General features: G+C 63.9%; 16 protein-coding genes. 7 read left to right on the top strand and 9 right to left on the bottom strand.

From position 1 onward, the window contains the following. On the top strand, nucleotides 1–615 hold the full coding sequence (locus tag ACYVKM_RS16605; protein WP_460878718.1) for a DUF4124 domain-containing protein: 615 nt from the start codon (nucleotides 1–3) through the stop codon (nucleotides 613–615). Between the two features lie 123 nt (nucleotides 616–738). Here ACYVKM_RS16605 and ACYVKM_RS16600 read toward each other — a convergent pair whose 3' ends face one another. Continuing rightward, complete coding sequence (locus tag ACYVKM_RS16600; protein WP_460878717.1) at nucleotides 739–1,674, bottom strand: GGDEF domain-containing protein; 936 nt, start codon at nucleotides 1,672–1,674, stop codon at nucleotides 739–741. Nucleotides 1,675–2,149: 475 nt separating this feature from the next. Here ACYVKM_RS16600 and ACYVKM_RS16595 point away from each other — a divergent pair, with 475 nt between their 5' ends. The 4 genes from ACYVKM_RS16595 to ACYVKM_RS16580 all read left to right on the top strand — a co-directional run bounded on the left by ACYVKM_RS16595 (nucleotide 2,150) and on the right by ACYVKM_RS16580 (nucleotide 4,918). Beyond that, on the top strand, nucleotides 2,150–2,602 hold the full coding sequence (locus ACYVKM_RS16595; RefSeq protein ID WP_460878716.1) for a MarR family winged helix-turn-helix transcriptional regulator: 453 nt from the start codon (nucleotides 2,150–2,152) through the stop codon (nucleotides 2,600–2,602). Between the two features lie 58 nt (nucleotides 2,603–2,660). Beyond that, a complete protein-coding gene (locus ACYVKM_RS16590; protein WP_460878715.1) occupies nucleotides 2,661–3,224 on the top strand; it encodes an isochorismatase family protein in 564 nt (187 codons plus the stop codon). Between the two features lie 87 nt (nucleotides 3,225–3,311). Then, nucleotides 3,312–3,653 (top strand): hypothetical protein, encoded by a 342-nt coding sequence (locus ACYVKM_RS16585; RefSeq protein WP_460878714.1) that lies wholly within the window; start codon nucleotides 3,312–3,314, stop codon nucleotides 3,651–3,653. Next, on the top strand, nucleotides 3,650–4,918 hold the full coding sequence (locus tag ACYVKM_RS16580) for an MFS transporter (protein WP_460878713.1): 1,269 nt from the start codon (nucleotides 3,650–3,652) through the stop codon (nucleotides 4,916–4,918). The genes ACYVKM_RS16585 and ACYVKM_RS16580 overlap by 4 nt, the downstream gene beginning before the upstream one ends. Nucleotides 4,919–4,964: 46 nt before the next feature. Here ACYVKM_RS16580 and ACYVKM_RS16575 read toward each other — a convergent pair whose 3' ends face one another. Beyond that, nucleotides 4,965–5,348: an ArsR/SmtB family transcription factor gene (locus ACYVKM_RS16575; RefSeq protein ID WP_460878712.1), complete on the bottom strand. Its 384-nt coding sequence runs from the start codon at nucleotides 5,346–5,348 to the stop codon at nucleotides 4,965–4,967. A 110-nt stretch (nucleotides 5,349–5,458) separates the two neighbouring features. Between ACYVKM_RS16575 and ACYVKM_RS16570 the strand changes: the two genes are divergently transcribed. Beyond that, complete coding sequence (locus ACYVKM_RS16570) at nucleotides 5,459–6,205, top strand: glucose 1-dehydrogenase (RefSeq protein ID WP_460878711.1); 747 nt, start codon at nucleotides 5,459–5,461, stop codon at nucleotides 6,203–6,205. A gap of 88 nt (nucleotides 6,206–6,293) precedes the next feature. Here the strand turns inward: ACYVKM_RS16570 and ACYVKM_RS16565 are convergent, their stop codons facing one another. Then, complete coding sequence (locus ACYVKM_RS16565; RefSeq protein ID WP_460878710.1) at nucleotides 6,294–7,121, bottom strand: isocitrate lyase/PEP mutase family protein; 828 nt, start codon at nucleotides 7,119–7,121, stop codon at nucleotides 6,294–6,296. Between the two features lie 291 nt (nucleotides 7,122–7,412). Then, the gene (locus ACYVKM_RS16560; RefSeq protein ID WP_460878709.1) at nucleotides 7,413–9,095 is read right to left on the bottom strand and encodes a hypothetical protein; all 1,683 of its coding nucleotides are present in this window, start codon (nucleotides 9,093–9,095) and stop codon (nucleotides 7,413–7,415) included. 341 nt (nucleotides 9,096–9,436) lie between these two features. Here ACYVKM_RS16560 and ACYVKM_RS16555 point away from each other — a divergent pair, with 341 nt between their 5' ends. Then, the gene (locus tag ACYVKM_RS16555; protein WP_460878708.1) at nucleotides 9,437–9,811 is read left to right on the top strand and encodes a GFA family protein; all 375 of its coding nucleotides are present in this window, start codon (nucleotides 9,437–9,439) and stop codon (nucleotides 9,809–9,811) included. A gap of 189 nt (nucleotides 9,812–10,000) precedes the next feature. On the opposite strand, the gene ACYVKM_RS16550 is transcribed toward ACYVKM_RS16555, so the two are convergent. The 5 genes from ACYVKM_RS16550 to ACYVKM_RS16530 form a co-directional block, all read right to left on the bottom strand. After that, nucleotides 10,001–11,821 carry a DUF885 domain-containing protein gene (locus tag ACYVKM_RS16550; RefSeq protein WP_460878707.1) on the bottom strand — a complete coding sequence of 607 codons (1,821 nt, stop codon included), beginning with the start codon at nucleotides 11,819–11,821 and terminating at the stop codon, nucleotides 10,001–10,003. 147 nt (nucleotides 11,822–11,968) lie between these two features. After that, nucleotides 11,969–13,321, bottom strand: coding sequence for a dipeptidase (locus tag ACYVKM_RS16545; RefSeq protein ID WP_460878706.1), 1,353 nt, complete (start codon nucleotides 13,319–13,321; stop codon nucleotides 11,969–11,971). Between the two features lie 186 nt (nucleotides 13,322–13,507). Next, nucleotides 13,508–15,163, bottom strand: coding sequence for a serine hydrolase (locus ACYVKM_RS16540; RefSeq protein WP_460878705.1), 1,656 nt, complete (start codon nucleotides 15,161–15,163; stop codon nucleotides 13,508–13,510). A gap of 68 nt (nucleotides 15,164–15,231) precedes the next feature. Beyond that, nucleotides 15,232–16,173, bottom strand: a complete 942-nt coding sequence (locus tag ACYVKM_RS16535) for a MurR/RpiR family transcriptional regulator (RefSeq protein ID WP_460878704.1) — start codon at nucleotides 16,171–16,173, stop codon at nucleotides 15,232–15,234. A 10-nt stretch (nucleotides 16,174–16,183) separates the two neighbouring features. Next, nucleotides 16,184–17,506, bottom strand: coding sequence for a peptide MFS transporter (locus ACYVKM_RS16530; protein ID WP_460878703.1), 1,323 nt, complete (start codon nucleotides 17,504–17,506; stop codon nucleotides 16,184–16,186). Nucleotides 17,507–17,523 lie beyond the last annotated feature (17 nt).

The following is a 17,523-nucleotide window of genomic DNA, read 5'->3' as shown; positions in this document are numbered from 1 at the left end:
ATGATGAAGGCCACGCCCACCATCAAGCTGTGTGTTGCCGCCCTGCTACTGGCCGCGGCGCACGCTGCCATGGCCCAGAACATCTACAAATGCACGCAGGGCGGGCAACTGGAATACACCGACCACCCCTGCCCCGGCGGCAAGGGCGAGCTGATCCACCAGGCCGACGACAGCGAAGTCATCGACCACTATCTCAACCTGGGCCAGGTCGACGTCGCCAGGCGCTATGCCGATGCCCATCATATCGACGCGCTCTACAAGGAACACCTCGCCGCCTACCAGCAGAAGATGGACGACAAGGCCCAGCAACAGGCAGACGAAGCAGCCGACGCGCAACAGCAGGCGGAAGACGCACGGCAGCAGGCAATTGCCGACCAGACCGCCAACACCAATCGGTTGTTGCAGGCCCAGAACGATGCGCTGCGCCAGCAGAACGACGCATACGCCGATCAGTTGTCCCAACCGGCCTACTACGCTCCGCCGGCCTACTGGGGCGCCGTGGCGCCGCCATACCGCGATCACGATCACGACCATGACCACAAACCGCCCGGACCACCGCCAAAGCCCGTGTTCCATCCCTGCACCTCACTTGCCGGTGGCCGGGTGCAATGCTGAAAGTGGGTCGTGCGTGGACTGACTCGTGTGGTGCGTGCCGTGCCTGGAACCCAGTCCTGATGCGACAGGCCTGCTCAGCGGATCTGGCGTGGAAATATCAGTACGGACCCGTTTCCCGTTGCGTCACGCAGGGGAAACCTCCACATCGCCCTGCCAGGATGCCGGCTCTTCGTACGCCGGATGAAGTGCCGCGGTCACACGGTTACGACCTTCCGTCTTGCTCCGGTAGAGCGCGCTGTCCGCGCGGCTGATCGCGTCATCCAGGCTTTCAGATCCAGCCAGCGTGGCAACTCCCAGGGACAGGGAGAATCTGATCGATTCGCCAGCATGTTCGAGCCTCGTCTCGGCAATGGTCACGCGAACGCGTTCGGCGAATTCCCGCACGGCGTCCTGGCCTGTTGCCGGCAGCAGGAAAAGAAATTCCTCGCCACCCCAGCGGGCCACCGTGTCCTGGGCTCGGCAGATACCCCGGAACAACTGGCTCGCGTGCACCAGCACCTGATCACCGGCATCGTGGCCATGTCCGTCATTGATCAGCTTGAAATCGTCGATATCGACCAGGATGAGCGAGACTTCCTCGATGCTTCGTCGGGCACGGGCGATTTCCTGCTGCGCCAGATCCAGCAGATGGCGCCGGTTGGACAGACCGGTCAGGGCATCCTTCGTCGCCAGCTCGCGCAATTTTCGTTCGGTCTTTCTGACCAGGTCGTAATAGAAGCGCGCCGTGTAACTGGCCATCGCGAAGAAAATCGATACGTTGAATAGGTTCAGAAGCAGCAGAGCCGTGCCATTCAATGGCGCCAGTGCACCTACGAAGTGCGCGGCCACATGTAGCCCGAGGTAGGCCAGAAACAGGAACAGCAGCGGCGCGATCACATTGCGCCAGCCCCCACTGACGACGATGGCCGGGATGAACATCAGCAGGTAGTAATGAAAGCCGCTGTCCCAACCGACCAGCAGGGTTCCGATGACCGCATGTACGGTTACCTCAGTCCAGATCAGGATGATGGCTGGAAGATTCCTGCGCCGGGTCAACAACACGTAGGCGGCGCCGTACATGCTGATGCTGATCAGATTGAGCCACGCAAGCAGTGGCGAACCGACGGCAAGGAAAAAGACCAGGAAGGCCATGTCCACACACGCCGCCAGTACGGTGACGCGTCGCGTCATGATCCAGAAGGCGGAGTGGGCACTGGTCCGGCGGCCACCCTTCTCGACCGTCGGGGAACTGTCCGCCGGGGCGTGATGACCGGATGGAAGGGCCTCGCCGGAAGTGATGTGGGTCACGGACATGTCAAGGACAACACAGATTGGAATCAGCCAGCTTCATCAAGGTTTTACGGTGCCGCCATGCCTCCCGCAGTGTTGCATCCCAGGACCGGATTCGCCACTACCCTTCCGGAAATACCGCCGTTCCATGCGTACATCACTACGCGACCACAGTAATGCGCCCTGCAGCAGAAAGCAGGCAGTCGCATACTATTTATGAAGTTTACCTTTGCAGTTTGACTTCATATATGCCAGACTTCACCGCATGAAGAAGCCCAAGGCCGATCCGGCGACGACACGCACCATGGCGACGGCAGTGGAGCTGCGCGTCCTGGTCGGCAAGTTCAAACGCCGTCTGCGCGAGCAGACCAATCTGGGTGGCCTGGCATGGTCGCAGGTGTCGGTTCTCGGGCATCTGGAACGCGATGGGCCCGCTACCGTGACGGCGCTCGCACACGCCGAGGGCATGCGTCCGCAGTCGATGGGCGCAAATGTCTCCGCGCTGCTGGCGGCGGGCCTGCTGCGTGGTTCCCCGGATCCCGACGATGGGCGACAAACCCTGCTGTCACTCACTCCCGCCTGCCATGAACTGATCAAGGCCAATCGCGCGGCGCGGGAAGACTGGCTGTTCCATGCCATCCAGACGCAGCTGACGTCACAGGAACAGGCGCAGCTTGCCAGTGCCGTCGAACTGCTCAAGCGCCTCCTCGACTCGTAAACACTCCCTTGCCGCCCTGCGCGCAAGGACCGCCATAACTACCACCAGGTAAATCCCCATGACCGTCACCACACTCGACCCGCAAACTGCCCTCGTCGTCATCGACCTGCAAAATGGCATCGTCACCTATCCCGCGGCGCATCCGACCGGCGAGGTGGTGGCTCACGCGCGTGCCCTGCTTGATGCGTTTCGCCAACGCGGTTTGCCGGTCGTCCTGGTCAACGTCACCGGTGGCGCGCCGGGCCGGGCCGAACAGTCCCGCAACATGGGCGAGCTGCCTGCCGGATGGGCGGACTTCGTGCCCGAACTGGACCGGCAGCCGCAGGACCACATCGTCACCAAGCGCACATGGGGCGCGTTCACCAACACCGATCTCGACGCGCATCTGAAAAAGCTGGGCGTCACCCAGATCGTGCTCGCCGGCGTCGCCACCAGCATCGGCGTCGAATCGACCGCCCGCTTCGCGCATGAGCTGGGCTTCAACGTCACCCTCGCGGTCGATGCAATGACCGACATGAATGCCGAAGCCCACGACAACAGCGTCACGCGGATCTTCCCGCGGCTGGGTGAAACCGGCACCACCCGGGAAATCATCGACCTGCTCGATGCCAGCCACGCGTGACGCGGGGTAATCCTCCTGCCGTGACCGGACCAAGGGCGTCCGAAACAGGGCAGGCACAACGATTCACCAGCCACGGGGTACCTTGCAATGAATTGGACTCACTATGTTTCTTACTTCTTCGCAGGTGCCCTGCTGACCAATGCCATTCCGCATTTCGTCAGCGGGGTGATGGGGCGACCGTTCCAGAGTCCGTTCGCCAAGCCGCCTGGTCAGGGGTTTTCGTCGTCGACGCTGAATGTGCTGTGGGGATTCTTCAATCTCGTCATCGGTTATGTGCTGTTGTGCCGCGTTGGAAACTTCGACCTGCGCGCCACCGATCAAGTACTCGCGGCGGGCGCCGGCGTTCTGCTGACTGGCTTGATGTCGGCCCGCATGTTCGGACGTTTCAACGGCGGCAACTCGCCGACGGACACGCGAACGATTCCATGAAAGGCATCTTCCGTTCGCTGAAAGGCTTCAACTACCGGATGTGGGCCGCTGGTGCGCTGGTCTCCAACGTGGGTACCTGGATGCAGCGCATCGCCCAGGACTGGATCGTGCTGACCCAGCTGACCCGTCACAACGCCACGGCGGTGGGTACGGTCACCGCACTGCAGTTCGCGCCACAGGTGCTGCTGCTGCCGCTGACCGGCTTTGCGGCCGATCACCTCGACCGCCGCAAGCTGCTGCTCGCCACCCAGGCGGCCATGGGCCTGCTGGCGCTTGGCCTGGGCATCCTCACCGTCAGCGGACTCGTGCAGTTGTGGCAGGTATACGGGTTTGCGTTCCTGCTCGGCTGCGTCACCGCCTTCGATTCGCCGGCACGCCAGACGTTCGTCTCCGAACTGGTCGGCGAGGCCGACCTGTCCAATGCCGTGGCACTGAATTCCACCTCGTTCAACGCCGCGCGGATGATCGGCCCCGCGGTCGCGGGCGTGCTGATCGCAGGCGTGGGTGCCGGCTGGGTATTCCTGATCAACGCGGCCACCTTCGTTGCCGTACTCGGTTCGCTCAGCCTGCTGCGCGTCGATGAGCTGCATCGGGGAGACCGCGCCGTGCGCACCCGTAGCAGCCTCGCCGACGGCTTTCGCTATGTATGGCAGCGACCCGACCTGAAAGCCGTACTGCTGATGCTTTTCCTGGTCGGCACGTTCGGGCTCAACTTCGCGATCTACATCTCGACCATGGTGGTCAGCGTCTTCCACGCCGGTGCCGACACGTACGGGCTGCTGACGTCCACCATGGCCATCGGATCGATCGCCGGCGCGTTGCTTGCCGCCCAACGGGCAAGACCGCACATCGCGATCCTGCTGATCGGTGCCGGCGTGTTCGGTGCTGCCTGCGCGCTCGCGGCAGTGATGCCCAACGAAGCGCTGTTCGGCATCGCCCTGGTCATCATCGGCGTGTCCGCACAGACCTTTACCACGTCCACCCTCAGCCTGGCGCAGCTCACCACCACGCCGGCCATGCGCGGGCGCGTCATGGCCATCGTGCTTGCCATCGCCATGGGCGGCACACCCATCGGTGCACCGATCGTGGGCTGGGTTTCCGACCGGTTCGGTCCGCGCTGGGCGCTCGGCATCGCCGCCGCCTCGGGCATCGCGGCGGCCATCGTCGCGACGCATTACCTGGTCAGGCACCACCATCTGCGTGTGCGCTTCGACGCCGGGCGCCTGCGCCTCAGCATCGACAGCGTGGCACCGGTATCAGGGTGACAGTACACAGCAAGCCGCAGCACCTGCTCGGCGCCTGAAGAATGCCTCAGCCCACGCCGGCCCGGCTCCCGGCCGGCTTGCGCCTGGCCATGCGCGCCTTTTGCATCAGCTGGACACGGTGCGCATTCATGATGGCTGCGAGCAGGCCCGGAAAGCGCTGCTCGATCTCGCTGCACCGCGTGGTGTTGAGCATTTCCACGCCCTGGCGTTCGCTGCGGATCAGCCCCGCCTCGCGCAAGGTCCGGAAGTGCTGCGAAAGCGTGGACTTCGGAATCGAACGATCGACCACCTGCAGGAAGGTGGAACAGGTCTGGGCACAACCCGCGCCGGCCATGTCGGCATAGATGGCGACACGCACCGGATCGGACAGCGCATGCAGGATGCCCTCCACGGTGATGTTGTCGATGTCCGGATGGATCAGCGGTTTCATGGGAATGATGGTAACAGCTCTTGACTATTAGTTCCATAGTTCATATTTTACGAACTACGGAATTTAAGAACCAATTCATCCACCACTCCCAAAGCACAAAGGACATCGTCATGAGCAAGCTCACAGGTAAAGTCGCCCTCGTCACCGGAGCATCCAAGGGCATCGGTGCGGCCATCGCAAAGTCACTGGCCGCACAAGGTGCATCGGTCGTGGTGAACTACGCATCCAGCAAGTCCGGCGCCGACGCAGTCGTCGCCGCGATTGCCACCGCAGGCGGCAAGGCCGTCGCCATCCAGGGCGACGTGTCGAAGACGGCCGATGCACAGGCCATCGTCGAGGCTTCCGTGAAGCACTTCGGCCGGCTGGATGTACTGGTGAACAATTCGGGCGTCTACGAGTTCGCACCGCTCGAAGCCATCACCGAGGAGCACTTCCATCGGCAGTTCAACGTGAACGTCCTCGGCCTGCTGCTGACCACGCAGGCCGCGGCAAAGCATCTGGGCGAAGGCGCGAGCATCATCAATATCGGTTCACTGGTGTCCCGCATCGTGCCACCCGCCAGCGCGGTCTATACGGCAACCAAGGGTGCGCTGGATGCCATCACCGGCGTGCTCGCGCGCGAGCTCGGTCCGCGCAAGATCCGTGTCAATGCCGTCAATCCGGGCATGGTGGAAACCGAAGGCGCCCATGCCGCCGGCTTCATCGGCTCGGATTTCCAGGCCGAGGCCGTGGCACACACGCCGCTGGGCCGCATCGGCCAGCCGGACGACATCGCCTCGATCGTTACCTTCCTCGCTTCGGACGATTCGTACTGGCTGACCGGCGAGCATCTGTTCGCGGGTGGCGGCATGCGCTGACACGTGCCATGCCGGACGGGAGGCGCGCGAAAAGCGCCTCCCGTCACACGATCCACTGACTCAAGCGTGTCGGGTATCGAAACCCAAATCAGGCGAAGCCGGCAAAGACATCATTCAGTTGCCTTCCGGGCGTTCCGCCGGCCAGGCCCTCGAACGAGCCGGCCTTGATCTGTCCGGCGGCTGTCAGCACGCCGGCCCAGGCAGCCCGCGCCAGCGCACCACCGATGCTGATGCGTCGCACGCCGAGATCGGCCAGTTCGGCAACGCTCCACCCGGTATCCATGACCAGCACATTGAGCGGCTTGGGTGCCACCGCGCGGACCATCGTGGCGATGTGTGACTTGTCGCGCACGCCCGGTGCATACAGACAATCGGCACCTGCAGCGGCGAAGGCGACCAGCTTGTCGATGGCCGGCGTGATGGCGTCGGCATCATGCAGAAGACCCTCGGTACGAGCCACCAGGATGACGTCCTCGCCCGATCGATCGATCGCCGCGCGGGCGGCCCGGATGCGCTCCACGGCAAAGGCCATGTCGTAGAGGCCGAACGGTGCGTCTATATCGCGATCCTCGATGGAAAGACCGGCCACACCCGCCTGCACGGCGAGGCTGACATTGGCTGCCACCCCTTCAGGATCGGAAGCAAAGCCAGACTCGAAATCGGCGTTCACCGGCAGATCCACCGCTGCGCAGAGAGAAGTCAGGTGCTGCAGCACATCCGCGAGCGTCACCGCGTAATCAGGGCGACCGGTCGACCAGGCATGACCGGAACTGGTCGAAGCCAGCGCGGCAAAGCCAAGGTGCTGCAACATCCGCGCACTCCCCACATCCCATGGATTGGGCAGGACGAAACAACCTTCCTGGTGCAAGGCACGAAAGGCGGCGCGTTTGTCGGCAACTGAAACTGTACGAGTCATCGGAGCCTCATCTGATTGATGTGCACGAAGGAACTGGGTTTCGAATCATGGCCGACTTTTCGTTAACGCGCCGGAAGACTGGCGTCAGGTTTGCTTTGAAGCTGCGAGACGGAGATGAAGCTTACTGCGCAATGGCATCGGTACTGGACGTATCCCGACAATGCGCCAACGCAGGACACTTGAGGATACGCATCATGAGAGAGGCACCGGCGCATTCGACGCCGGCACCCTCGACCAGGCTGGCTATAGCGTGGCCGAACCGATCAGCTCGACCACGCCACCCATCCTCCCTCAGTGCCAGTGACCGCGATCACCGCCTTCGTCGGGCGTGAACGACACGCCACGCAGCACTTCACCGAATTTCGCCGTACGCAGGGTCACGAACGACTCCTTCGCGGCGCCGGCTGCCGTGGTGTTCTTCAAGTCGTCGCGGATCACCACGAGCCGATTCGGGTCGGCACCGATGTCGCCATTGCCGCTCACCGTGGAGGTCACCGCCCAGAGCGTGACCTTGCCATCGCGATCGACGCGGCCGGTGAAGTTGCGCAGACCATCGGTGGCCGGCGACCACGGCAGGTTGGTGGCCGGATTGGCGCCAACCGGATAATCGCGCACCGAGTAGGGCTGACCCATGGCAAGCCCAGCCTGCAGTGTGTAGGCCAGCGTCCAGCGCTGCGTCGTCGCATCGAATACCCACTTCTGCAGTCCCGCCGTGGTCTGCGCCGCGGCGTGCGTATACAGGTCGTTGCCGCCGGTATAACCATCGCCTTCGTCTGCCACATAAACGGTGTCGGCGTCGGCAAACCAGATATCAAACGGATAGGCGAGCGTCGTCGCCGACTTGTTGGGCGTCGAGGGGAACCCAGCCAACACGCACATGTTGGTCGGCAGCCCCGTCGTGGCCAGCGTGCTCGCGTTGTAGGACAGTGGTGCGGAAGGCAGCGTGGCGCCGGGCGCAGGCAGGCCCACGCCATTGGGGCACGCCTTGCCCGTGGTGTCCACGAAGTAGACGGTGTTGATGCCGTTGCTGCCGCTGCCCTTGGTGTAATAGAGCACGTTGTTGAACACGGTCATGCCGCGGAAGTTGTCGTCCTTGCCGATCTTGTCGGCCTTCTGCCCCAGTGCGGTCAGCGAGAAGCTGCTCACCGGCGTGCTCACACCTGGAGTCTGCGCCACCTCCGGCAGCGGTACGGACGTGATGAACTGCGCACCGGCGCCCAGCACGATGCCGGCCGGCTGCGGGTTGCTGCCGTTGCCTGCATTGCCGGCCGTGTAGAAATAATCGGCATTGCCACGATCATCGAGGATCGCGGCGCGGCCATTGTTGCCACTGTAGGCATTGGTTTCGACAAAGCCGAAACGACCGTGGCGATCCACCGTCGCCACCGCTCGATAGAAATTCTGGCCATCCGGGTTGGTGGTATCGATCGCGCCGGGAGTGTTCGAGTTGGACACGTCGATCATGTTGACCGGCGCCACATAGCCCATGAACGTCAGGTACTTGCGATCCAGCGACAGATGCAGGGCCAGCTCGGACTTCGAACTGAAGCTGGTCACCAGCTCGCCCGCCATCGCAGTGGGCTGGGAGCTGTTGGGCACCTCCAGTGAATTGACCAGCCATCCGTTCGGCGTCATCTGATCCAGGAAGATGCGCGCGGTGATGCCGAAGCTGCCGTCATAGAGGTCATTGTTCCAGACATAGGGATACGTGCCGTCATAGGGTGCACCGGTGGCATCGCCACAACCGCCGGTGGTGCTCGCACAGTTCGGCGGCAGGATCGTACCGACGACAACGTTGCTGCTCTTGTTGTCGTAAACGCTGCGACTGACCACCAGATTGCCGGGCAGAAACTGGAAACCATGACCGTGTGAATAATCGTCGGCATTGGCCATGCCGCAGGCCGTGAGTGCACCGATCACCAGCGCAGCCACAACGCGCCGGCGGATGGAATGACCGAGCAGAAGCTTCGTCATAGGGAATCTCCTTGGGTAGGGGTCGAACACGCACCGGACAGGGGTCGGGGCGCGTCAACGCTACGCGCGGGCAATGAACGATTCTTGACAAAACGCCACGCAAGAAACTGCGTCAGGAATGAGTGCACCGCGTCCATGCAGCGAGTGCGCCGGAAACCAACGACGGCAGCAAGAATCACCCGCGCGAGCAAGCACCAGCAAACAGGTCAGGACCTCTTGCGGGAATCGAACCGCGCCGTCCGCATGCCGCTATGCTCGCGGACTGGTAGATGACGGGATGGCGACGCAGCCAGCATCGGGCGCGCGTATCATCCGGCCACACGGCGAACGGGAGAATGCACATGGTCGAAGCCAGCTGCCATTGCGGCGCCGTCCGTCTGGCCATCGCGCAGGCGCCGAGCGAGGTGACCGATTGCAATTGCAGCCTGTGCCGGCGCTACGGCACGCGCTGGGCCTACTACCCGCTGGCACAGGTGCAGGTGCATGCCGACGTGCCCACCGACACCTACCAATGGGGCAACAAGGGCATCACGTTTCACCACTGCCATGTCTGCGGCTGCATCACCCACTGGTCGAGCACGGACCCTGCGCGCGACCGAACCGGCATCAATGCCCGCCTGTTGCCGCCCGAGGTGCTGGCGCAGGCAAGGGTGCGATGGCTCGACGGGGCCGATACCTGGACGTATCGAGACGAGGCGCCGGCGCAAGAGCGCTGAAGCTCCCGCCGAGAGATTGCCGGATGGATCAAGCGGTGTGCCTTATCGGCAATCGCCGAGGAGATCGGCTGAGCACTGGCACGCAAGGCCAGATCGAGTTGTTACCGGAAGCAGCCCTGAGCTTGCCTTCCCCAACGGCCATCCATGGCCGACCCACCGAGGGTACAGTGGGCGGCCATGCCGATGGGCTTACTGCGATCGCTTGCCGCCATGGGCGGGAATGAATTGCGTATCCACCGCCTCGGCCAGTTGATCCGGCGGCAGCAGGCCCTGGGCGATGAGGAAGTCGTTGAACTGCTTCAGGTTGAAGTTGCTACCCAGTTCGATCTGCGTGTGCGCACGCAGCTCCAGCAGGCGCGAGTAGCCGTAGAAATAGGCCGTCGCCTGACCCGGCGAGCGGAAGGTGAAGCGGTCGAGTTCCTCGCGTGCGAACGCTTCGGACAGGCCCACATCGTTGACCAGGATGTCATGCGCACGATCATGCGTGATCAGTCCGAGATTCAGCATCGGATCGAGGAACGCACGTGCCGCGCGCAGCAGGCGCAGCTGCAGGGCGATCATCTGGCCACCCTTCGGTTCATACGGCATCATCATGTATTCGGAATACAGCGCCCAGCCTTCCACGTTGACGCTGTTGAAGGCGAACAGCGAGCGCGCCAGCGACACGCCATGCTCGACCATCGCCGAGAACTGCAGCTCATGGCCCGGCCGGCCTTCATGCGCTGTCAGCGTCCACGCGCAAGCCTTGCAGGTGAAATCGTCGTAGGCCTGGTTGGCACCCTTGCCGTTCGGCGGATTGCCCAGCGGCAGCACGAAGCTGCCGCGCTCGCCGTGGTTGTTGATCAGCGGCGGCGGATCCATGTGCGGCGCCGGCTCGGCCGCGCTCTCGGCTTCCGAGGCCACGCGCATGATCATCTGACGGTTCGGCAACGAGACGATGCCCTGCTGGCGGATGATGTCCTCGATCTTGCCGATGACCTGGTGGTAGTACGGCTCGATCGACTGACGGTCGAGCTGCTGTTTCTTCAGGCCCTTGATCACATCGCGGTAGTCGGTGGCGTTGACCGGGCGGCCTTGGGCCGTGCCCTCGGCCTTCGCCACATCCGGCGCCATCATCTGCATCTGTGCCTGGGTTTCCATGAACTCGAGCTCGGCCTTCTTGATCAGTTCCTCCGGGCTGATGTCGAGGCCAACCCGCTTGAGATTGTTGGCATACACCGCCGGCGGCAGGCGGAAGTCGGTGCGCGCATGCGGCAACACCATGGACTTGACCCAGGCGTCGTACTCATCCAGCTGCTTCTGCAGGGCGTCCAGCGCAGGAGCGGCGCCGTCGATCTTGTACTTGGTGTACAGCTTGCGGATACCGTCGACGTAGCGTGCGGTGTTGGCCAGGTTCTGCTCGACCTCGACCTTGTACGGCCCGATCAGCTTCGGGTTGTCCAGCTTCGCCTGGAACAGCGCCTGCGCTTCCTTCGTCACCGGCGTGCAGCCGGCAGTCATGCCGACGTAACACTGCAGGCGCTTGAGCGCAGAGGGGCGGCGAGCGGCGGCGACCTGGTCCTGCAGCAGCGTGAATTCGCCCTGGAACACGATCTGGCCGATGTCCGTGTACGGCAGCAGGTACTGTTCGTCGACCTGGCTGCCCTCGATATTGCGATCGGCCGCCTTGATCATGATCTGCAGATCCTGGCGCACATTCGGGTCGGTTTCCGCGGCCAGCTTCTTCTGCAAGGTATCGCGCGCCGCCGTCATCGCGGCACGCGAACGCGCCTCCACACCCGGCTTCAGGTCGATCGCCTTGTCGTCGTAGCCCGGAAAGCCGAACTGCGAGGCAAACTCGGGATTGAAGTCGGCCAGCACCTTCAGCAACGGCTGGGCGTCGGCATTGCTCTTGGCCACCCACGCCGGCGCGGCCATGGGAGCGGAAGCGGACGGACTGGCGGGCGCAGCCTGCGCGGCGACAGCGCCGCTCAGTGCCAACGCGATACCTGCGATCAGTGGCTTGAACATGGATGTATCTCCCCGGAAGATACCCGAGCGTAGACCCTGCAGCGCGACACCGGATATGCCGAAGGTCATGCCGGATGCCATCACCATCCACCGGCCGGCAAGGTTCCTCGATCACATGGATCTGCCTGCCGCTTCAGGGTGATCGCTTCACGAAGGTTTCTTCGCGACGGCGGCATCCAGCTGTTCGATCGTTGCCGACGATGGCGGCTCGGTTGCCTGCAGCTGCCGGGCCACGGCAGCGGCTTCGCGCATCACCCGCAGCATGTTCCCGCCGACCACCTTGCCGAGCTCTTCGTCGGTCCAGCCACGTCGCGCAAGCTCCTCCAGCAACGCCGGAAACTTGTCGACGCCGTCGAGGCCCTGCGGCGTGTCGGAAATGCCGTCGAAATCCGAACCGATACCGACGCAATCGATCCCTGCCATCCGGCGGATGTGCTCGATGTGATCGGCGACCATCGCGATCGTAACGACAGGCATCGGATGATGGCGATCCCATTCGGCCAGCGCCGCCTTCGCCCGCTCGGGCTGACCGATGTACAGGCCGGCGTAAGGCGGTGCGTTGAAGCGGGTCTGCTCGGCGGCACGATCGGCTTCCCAGCGGTTGCGCGCGGCCGACACGTAGGACGGCGCAAAGGTCACCATGACGATGCCGTGGTTGCGCGCCACCATCTTCAGCACGTCGTCCGGCACGTCGCGCGGATGATCGTCCAGTGCGCGCGCACCGGAGTGCGAAAAGATCACCGGCGCGACCGAGATCGCCAGTGCCGTACGCATCGTATCCGGGGACACGTGGCTGAGATCGACCAGCATGCCGAGGCGGTTCATCTCGTGCACCACCGCGCGTCCGAACGGCGTCAGCCCATGATGTTTCGGTGTGTCCGTCGCCGAATCGGCCCAGTCGTTGTCCAGCGTGTGGGTCAGCGTCATGTAGCGCGCACCGAGCGCATACATCTGGCGCAGCACCGGCAGCGAGTCGTCGATCTGGTGACCGCCCTCGATACCGATCAGCGATGCCACGTGGCCGGCCTTGAACGCCTGCATGATGTCGTCCGCCGACCAGGCCATCTGCAGATCCTTCGGATAGCGCGCCACCATGGTGCGCACGATATCGATCTGCTCGAGCGTCATCTTCACCGCCGCCGGGCCGGTGACCGTCGGCGGAATCCACACCGACCAGAACTGCGCGCCGACATGGCCCTTGTGCAGACGCGGGATGTCGGTCATCAGCGGCGACGGCATTTCGCCGTCTTCCGGCTTCAGCGGAAGGTTCGCGGTACTGGCGCCGAGATCCACGCCGGCGGCATTGCCGAAACGCTCGCGGATCTCCCACGCCAGATCGTTGTGGCCGTCGATCAACGGCGTCTTCGCGAGTACGCGATCGACGCGCGCAGTCAGTGCCGCATCGTCTGGTCGGGCCGCCTGCGCCAGCGACGTGCACAGCGTGGCCAGGATCGTGGCCACGCCGACCATGGCCTGGGTCGAACGTCTGCTGATCGTCATGCCCTTTCTCCCCTCTTGGTTCCGGATGCGCCAAGGAGCTGCTCCACGGCACGCAGATCAAACACCGCCACACATTCAATCCCGGCCGCTGGCTCGCACGCGAAAATAGCTCCTGGAGCGCGTCGGCGTCGAGGCGCCCCGCGTCCAGGCTGACACTCGCGCAGCAGATGCGTCGGAATGGAATCCCTATTTCCCCGTGGCTACCGGCGTGAAGCGCAGATCCTGGTAGTCCCAGCTGAAATCGGCGGTCGGCGAGATGGCCTTCATCGTCATCCGCTCGATGCCGCCGTCCGGCTTGAGCGCAAAGGTGACGTAGGCATCCTCGACATCGGGCATCGCCCAGTGCGTGCGGAATGTGTCGTACTGCACGTGCTCCAGCGTTCCGTGCAATCCCGGCGTGCGATCGAAGCTGATGTTCAACGCACCCTTGCCGTTTTTGCCCATGCCGTTCTTGCCTTGGCTGATCGTGGCGGTTCCGTACCACGGGTCGCGATAGACACCGGCATAGCCGGACAGCGGCAACGACGGGCCGCGTTCCGGATGCGTGGCGGCGCCATGCGCGCGGAGTGCGGCCACGGCGCTGGCATTGATCCCGTCGAACACCTGCTTGTAGCTGGCGATCCAGTCCGGCGAAGGCAACCCCAGCAAGCTGTCGAGCAGGTGTTCGCGCATCGCGAACAGTGCGCCGACGTCTTCGGAGTTGAGCATGATGGCAAAGGCAGCATGTTTCTCCGGAATGATCACCACCGCCGATATGCCGCCCAATACGCCACCGAGATGGGTGACGATCTTGTGCCCGCGGTAATCCTGCACTTCGAAGCCAAGCGCATAGGCTTCGAACTGGGGCTGCGCCAGCGCGAGTACAGCAGGCGCAGGATCGATCGGAATCAGCGTCTGCGGTGTCCACAAGGCCTGCGAAGCCGCATCACTGAAAATGCGTTTGCCGTCATCCAGGGCACCGTGCCGCAACTGCAAGCGCAGCCAGCGGCCCATGTCGGCGGCGCTGACCTGCAACGCGCCAGCCGGGGCGAACACGCTGCCGGTCATCACCGTGGCAAGCACCTGCTGCTTGCCGACACCGCGTACCGGGGTGGAATTCCTGGCGTGCAGCGACGCCTGGTCGGCGACGCGTGCGTCGATGCTCACCCGGGTATCGTGCATGCCCAGCGGATCGAGGATGTGCTGCTGGACGAAATCCTCCCAGCGCCGGCCGGACACCGCCTCGACCAGTTGCCCGGCGACGATGTACAGCACGTTGTCGTAGTCGTAGTCGGCGCGGAACGAGTGGGCCGGCTTCAGATAGCGGATGTCATGCACCAGCTCGGCCCGGCTGCGGTCGGTGGTGGGGAAGATCATCAGATCGCCCTCGCCCAGCCCCAGCCCGCTGCGGTGAACCAGCAAGTCGGTCACCGTCATCTCGCTCGACGCGTAGGCGTCGTACATGCGAAATCCGGGCAGCTTGTCGACCACGCGGTCGTCCCAGCGCAACTTGCCCTGGTCGACCAGGATCGCCAGCGCGGCGGCGGTGAATGCCTTGGTGTTGGAGCCGATCGGAAAGATGGTGTGTGCGTCCACCCGCGCGGCGGAACCCAGCTTGCGCACGCCATAGCCGTGCGTCGTGATCGTGTCGCCGTCGACGATCACCACCGACATGCCGGGAGGATCAAACGCCTGCGTGACCCTGGCGGCGAACGCATCCAGTGACTGCGGCGCGGCGGAGCGGGACGGCGTTGCGACGGACGAGATCGATGGCAACAGCGTGGCCAGCGCGACCACGGCACCGGCCAGCCAATGGCCCGTCGCACGCTGGCACAGGGTCTTCGCATGAGCTCGATGGAACATCAGTCACTCCCCCGCCCGATGGTGTTGCCCGCTGCTGACGGTCATGCCTTCAGCACGGTGGATGCATGTCAAACCCTGGGCCTGCCGCGGCCCTTGCGTGCGGTCACGCCGCCCTTACCCTTGCCACGGGTCTTGCTCTTCGTGCCGGCACCCGATGCGGGCCTTGCCTCGGGCGGCGCCTCCACGTAACCCACCAGCTTCTGCCGCAGCTGCGTGATGTCGCCGATGCGCTCGAACATGTCGCCCTGCTCGCGACTCACGGCAGCGATCAGCAGGCTGAGCAGGCTGGTCGTCGCGGTGAAGTCGTGCCAGGGGCGATTGAGGTCCACAGGCTGCATTACGACGTTGTCGGTAAACTGACGCGCCCAGTAGCACTGGCTGTCGGTGATGATGACCAACGGAATACCGCGTGCCGCGGTTTCCTCGGCCACGATGCGGAAGTGCCGCGAGTAGCGCCGGAAGTCGATCAGCACCACGCAACTGTTTTCGGTCGAATCGAGCAGCATGTCGGCATACGCGCCATCGTGTCCTTCGACGAATACCGTACGCGGCTTGACACTCTGCAGCAGGCCGGCAAAACCGATCCCGAGGAAGCGGGCCTGGTGAAAGCTGGCGACGGACACGCGGTCGGCGGCCACCAGCAGCTTGACGATGGCTTTCCACTCCGCCGTGCGGGTCAGCGCATGCACCTGGGTCAGGCCGCGTATTTCTGCCTTGAGGGTCTCGGAAACAACATCGGAATGAGTGGCCGGCTCGGGGGTCGCATACAACTGCAGCCATGGCGCGTCGCCGCGCAGCTCTTCTTTCAACTCGTTGAGGCCGGCGTAGCCGAGATTGCGCAGGAACCGCCCCACCGTCATCGGGCTGACACCAACGCGCTTGCCCAGCGATGCCGCCGTCTCGAACGGGATGCCGCTGACGTTGTGCAGCAGATGGGTGGCGATCTTCTGCTCGGCGGTAGTGAACGAGTCCCACCGGCTCTTCAATTTCTTCTGCAGGTCTCGGGTCATGGTGGTCGGCTCAATGGGCGGGCAGCGCGGGCCCGGTCGCGGCCTGCTGATGTTCCACCTTACCCATGCGAAGGCTGAGCGCATACAGCAGCACCGCTGCCACGCCGGATACCGCCCCGATCAGGGCGAAGAACCAGCCATGGGAAAGTACGCTCCACAACGTACCCAGGGCACCGGCGAGCAGGTTGCCGAAGAAACCGGCGAAGAACCACGTGGCGATGCTGGTGGCGCGAAACCCCTCCGGCGCCAGCCGGCCGAACAAGGCCAGTCCGACCGGCAGGATGTAGAGCTCGCCGATGGTGAAGAGCACGAACCAGCCGAACAGCCAGAGCCAGCTCGCTCGCGTACCGTGAGCGTCGTTCCATGCAGCGACGATCCCCAGCGCGATATAGGAAACACCGACGATGACGGCGCCGAACGCCATCTTGCCCAGCAAGGGGGTTTCCACGCCACGCCGCGCCAGACGCGCCCAGCGCGCGACCAGGAAGGGAGTGAACACGAACACCACCAGCGAGTTGATCGACTGGAACCAGGTCATCGGTATCACCCAGCCCGATGCCAGCTGCCGGTCGATGCCGGTGTCGGCCCACAAGGCAATCGTGTTGCCGTTCTGCTCGTAGGCGCCACGGAAGATCACCACGATCGCGGCAATGCCGATCAGAAAAGCAAAGCGATCCCGCGCGGCACGATCCCACGGCGGTGTAGCCGCACGCATGGCGGCACCGGGCGCCGGTTCCGGCGGCAGGTAGCGGCGCCCTGCCAGATAGATCACCAGCGACAGCAGCATGCCGAAGCCCGCCGCGGCGAACCCCCAGTGCCAGCCAAACGATTCGCCCAGCGTGCCGCACACCAGCGGGGCCAGGAAGCCACCCAGGTTGATGCCCATGTAATAGATGTTGTAGGCGCTCTTGCTGCGCACGTCGCCATCGCGATAGAGGCCCTCGATCTGGCTGGCCAGGCTGGGCAGGAACAGGCCATTGCCCAGCGCGATCGTGGCCAGCGCCGGATAGAACAACGCCTCGGAGGACATCATGAAATGGCCCAGCGCCATCGCCGCGCCGCCGATCACCACCGCGTTGCGCTTGCCCAGCCAGCGGTCGGCCACCATGCCGCCGAATACCGGCGTGAAATACACGAAGGCCGCGTAGGCACCGTAGACCAGCGAGGCGTATTCCTGGCCCAGGTCCAGATGCTTGGTCATGTAATAGACCAGCAGCGCACGCATGCCGAAGAAGGAGAACGTCTCCCACATCTCGGTCAGGAACAGCACGCTCAGGCCACGCGGATGGCCAAACCAGTTCTTGCTGCCTGCGGTACTTGGGACCTCGATCATGCGCCTGCCCTGCGTTG

The sequence above is a fragment of the Rhodanobacter koreensis genome, assembly GCF_054782855.1.
Note: the sequence above shows the minus strand (reverse complement) of the source record. Positions and strands in the feature narration are given on the sequence as shown.

Excerpts from the sequence above, each read along its gene's own strand:
- ACYVKM_RS16605 (WP_460878718.1), top strand. The coding sequence starts at position 1 with ATGATGAAGGCCACGCCCACCATCAAGCTGTGTGTTGCCGCCCTGCTA.
- ACYVKM_RS16600 (WP_460878717.1), bottom strand. The coding sequence starts at position 1,674 with ATGTACGGCGCCGCCTACGTGTTGTTGACCCGGCGCAGGAATCTTCCA.
- ACYVKM_RS16595 (WP_460878716.1), top strand. The coding sequence starts at position 2,150 with ATGAAGAAGCCCAAGGCCGATCCGGCGACGACACGCACCATGGCGACG.
- ACYVKM_RS16590 (WP_460878715.1), top strand. The coding sequence starts at position 2,661 with ATGACCGTCACCACACTCGACCCGCAAACTGCCCTCGTCGTCATCGAC.
- ACYVKM_RS16585 (WP_460878714.1), top strand. The coding sequence starts at position 3,312 with ATGAATTGGACTCACTATGTTTCTTACTTCTTCGCAGGTGCCCTGCTG.
- ACYVKM_RS16580 (WP_460878713.1), top strand. The coding sequence starts at position 3,650 with ATGAAAGGCATCTTCCGTTCGCTGAAAGGCTTCAACTACCGGATGTGG.
- ACYVKM_RS16575 (WP_460878712.1), bottom strand. The coding sequence starts at position 5,348 with ATGAAACCGCTGATCCATCCGGACATCGACAACATCACCGTGGAGGGC.
- ACYVKM_RS16570 (WP_460878711.1), top strand. The coding sequence starts at position 5,459 with ATGAGCAAGCTCACAGGTAAAGTCGCCCTCGTCACCGGAGCATCCAAG.
- ACYVKM_RS16565 (WP_460878710.1), bottom strand. The coding sequence starts at position 7,121 with ATGACTCGTACAGTTTCAGTTGCCGACAAACGCGCCGCCTTTCGTGCC.
- ACYVKM_RS16560 (WP_460878709.1), bottom strand. The coding sequence starts at position 9,095 with ATGACGAAGCTTCTGCTCGGTCATTCCATCCGCCGGCGCGTTGTGGCT.
- ACYVKM_RS16555 (WP_460878708.1), top strand. The coding sequence starts at position 9,437 with ATGGTCGAAGCCAGCTGCCATTGCGGCGCCGTCCGTCTGGCCATCGCG.
- ACYVKM_RS16550 (WP_460878707.1), bottom strand. The coding sequence starts at position 11,821 with ATGTTCAAGCCACTGATCGCAGGTATCGCGTTGGCACTGAGCGGCGCT.
- ACYVKM_RS16545 (WP_460878706.1), bottom strand. The coding sequence starts at position 13,321 with ATGACGATCAGCAGACGTTCGACCCAGGCCATGGTCGGCGTGGCCACG.
- ACYVKM_RS16540 (WP_460878705.1), bottom strand. The coding sequence starts at position 15,163 with ATGTTCCATCGAGCTCATGCGAAGACCCTGTGCCAGCGTGCGACGGGC.
- ACYVKM_RS16535 (WP_460878704.1), bottom strand. The coding sequence starts at position 16,173 with ATGACCCGAGACCTGCAGAAGAAATTGAAGAGCCGGTGGGACTCGTTC.
- ACYVKM_RS16530 (WP_460878703.1), bottom strand. The coding sequence starts at position 17,506 with ATGATCGAGGTCCCAAGTACCGCAGGCAGCAAGAACTGGTTTGGCCAT.